Source organism: Szabonella alba (assembly GCF_016765775.1).
GTDB classification, from domain to species: Bacteria; Pseudomonadota; Alphaproteobacteria; order Rhodobacterales; family Rhodobacteraceae; genus Szabonella; species Szabonella alba.
The window spans coordinates 1-2689 of the sequence record NZ_JAESVN010000034.1; the positions used below are offsets into that span (position 1 = coordinate 1).

3 protein-coding genes are annotated in these 2689 nt (G+C 65.4%); all 3 read left to right on the plus strand.

Features of this window, described 5'->3' with window-relative positions; translation table 11 throughout:
* The coding region (locus JL811_RS20110) for a hypothetical protein (RefSeq protein WP_237685101.1) at positions 1–193 on the plus strand (193 nt) is incomplete at its 5' end.
* Between the two features lie 210 nt (positions 194–403).
* Positions 404–1477: an efflux RND transporter periplasmic adaptor subunit gene (locus tag JL811_RS19755; protein ID WP_337924779.1), complete on the plus strand. Its 1074-nt coding sequence runs from the start codon at positions 404–406 to the stop codon at positions 1475–1477.
* Complete coding sequence (locus JL811_RS19760; RefSeq protein WP_202690419.1) at positions 1477–2568, plus strand: ABC transporter permease; 1092 nt, start codon at positions 1477–1479, stop codon at positions 2566–2568. The genes JL811_RS19755 and JL811_RS19760 overlap by 1 nt, the downstream gene beginning before the upstream one ends.
* Positions 2569–2689: the final 121 nt, after the last annotated feature.

A 2689-nucleotide genomic window follows, 5' to 3' on the forward strand; every position in this document is an offset into this window, starting at 1 on the left:
CGTCCGGCCGCTGGTCAGTGCCAGCCGCACCGCTTCACGCCGAAACTCCGGCGTCGGTCTGTTCCCGTTTCCCATAGAACACCTCCTGGTTCCTCAGTTGGTGCTCTCAACATTTGCCGGGCAAGTCCAGTGGGGCGGTGCGCAGATGATCAGAGAATTCGCAGCCTATCAGAGTGGTCTGCCGTGCCCTTGATCCATATCAGCACATCCGGAAACGCTGCAGGGTAAGGTGCACGCTCGAAGTCGAGTGTCAGCCAGCCGCCTGCCTGGGCAATGCGCGGGCCATGGTCGGGGTAAGGGTATGTCAGAACCGGATCAGGACGCTGAATTTGCGCAACAGACCGCAGGTCTGTCGTCGGCGGCAGGCTCAATGCGTTTGCCGATGGTCCGGGAAACGCCTGCCGTGCAAGCACCACCCCGATCATCCCTGCGTGTCTGGGTCTGGGGCGCGGGCGTCATTCTGGCGGCGGCTCTGGCATTTGGGCTCTGGCTTCAGCCTTGGGAAGCGGGGCCCGTCCCGGTTTTCATCGAGGTCGCGGCCTTGTCCCCTGTGACACGGGTGCTTGCGGTCAACGGACGCATTGCCGCGCTGCACTCGGTTGATGTGCGCGCCCTCGTCAGCGGCCGTCTGGACGTGGTGCTGGTTGCCGAGGGACAGGCAGTGCGCCTGGGCAGCGAGCTTGCGCGGATTGATGCCGCCACACAACAGGCCATCCTGCGGCAGGCTGTGGCGGGTCTGGATGCCGCCGTCGTCGCACAGGAACAGGCGGTGACGACCTTTGCCCGGACCGAGGCTCTGGGTCAGAACGTCGCCCGCACCGTCCTGGACAATGCGGAAAGCGCCGTGCGGGCGTCAGCGCAGGAGGTAGCGCGCATGACGGCGCTGCTGGATCAGGCGCAGATCCAGCTGACAAATTTCACTATCCGCGCGTCCCTGGCGGGAACGGTTCTGTCGCTGAATGCCGATCCCGGACAGATCGCCGATCCCGCGACGGTTCTGCTGACGATTGCCGACCTGAGTCAGCTTCTTGTCGAGACGGACGTTGACGAGGCCTATGCGACCCAGATCCGCGCGGGCCAGCCGGCAGTTCTGCGGCTGGCGGGAGAAGCAACCACGCGAAACGGCCGGGTCAGCTTCGTGTCGCAGCGCGTCGATGCGGCAACAGGCGGGCTTGCCGTCAAGCTCAGCTTCGACGCGGCGGTAAACGCGCCGGTCGGATTGACGGTGACGGCGAACATCGTCGTGGATCAGCAGGATGCGGCGCTGACGGTACCGCGCGCAGCGGTCCAGTCGTCGGAGGCCGGGGAGAGTGTGTTTGTCGTCGCAGACGGCGTTGCAACCCGGCGCAGGGTGACGGTCATCGACTGGCCGGCCGCGCGCCTGATCGTGACCGACGGGCTGGCGCCGGGCGATGCGGTGATCCTCGATGCCACCGGCATCACCGACGGGCAGGCGGTTCTGGTGGACCAACCCTGATGCTCTATGCGCTGAAGATTGCCGCGCGCTACCTGACCGCCAGCAAGGCCCAGACCGGTCTGCTCGTGCTGGGTGTCGCCGTCGGCGTGTTCATTTTCATCTTCATGTCGGCATTGATCGGGGGGCTGGCGGAATTCATCCTGTCGCGGACCGTGGGCGACATCTCGCATGTCACAATCACCGCCGAAGACCCCGACCCGGTCATCCTGCTCACGCCGCAAGGCCTCGTTCTGGCGGTGACCGAGCGGGGCCGGACACGCACTGCGACTCTGGCCGAGGCCGCGACCTTCATCCCGCTGATCGAAGCCGTGCCCGGCGTGATTGCAGTCTCTCCTCAGATCACCGGCTCGGGGTTCCTGGCGCGGGGGGCGCAGGTGGCGCAGGTCGGTGTCACGGGGGTGGAACCGGGGCGCGAGTCGGCGATCCTGAACCTTGACGGCTATATGGTGGAAGGCCCGGCCCGGCTCGGGTCCGGGCTGGTGGTGCTGGGGCGGAGTCTGTCCGACGACCTGTCGCTGCGGCTGGGCCAAACCCTGCGGCTGCAATCGTCGGGCGGCGTCTCGGCGGTGCTTACGGTGAGCGGCATTTTCGATACCGGCAATGGCCGGATGGATGAAAGCAGCGTGTTTGTGGCCCTGCCCACGGCGCGCACCCTGTTTGCGCTGCCGCAGGGCGTCACGAAGATCGAGATCAAGCTGGCCGACCTGAACACGGCCGATGCCACCGCCCTGCGCATCCGGGCGTTGACCGGCCTTGATGCCGTGCCTTGGACCGACGGAGCGGCTCAACTGATGGAGGCGCTGAATGCACAGGCGCAGACGGGATATTTCCTGAAGTCCTTTGCGCTGATCACCATTGTCATCGGCGTGGCCTCGGCACTGCTGTTGTCCACCTATCGCCGCCGGCCCGAGATCGGGATCATGCGGGCGATGGGCGCGGGCCGGGGTTTCGTGATCTTCGTCTTCGTCACCCAAGGGGCACTGATCGGCCTGATGGGCGGGGTATCCGGAGCGGCGCTTGGCTATCTGGCGCTGCTGCCGTTCCCGTCGCGCGATGCGTTCGAGGCGGGCACGTTGCCGATGGACTGTTGATTTTCACCCAGAACTGACCCGGGTAGGCGTGTAATTTTCATTGAGATTTGACCCATGTGACCCTTCTCCCGCGCGGTGAGCGACGGGGGGCAATGGAGTGATAAACATGGGACTATTGAAC

Excerpts from the sequence above, each read along its gene's own strand:
- JL811_RS19760 (WP_202690419.1), top strand. The coding sequence starts at position 1,477 with ATGCTCTATGCGCTGAAGATTGCCGCGCGCTACCTGACCGCCAGCAAG.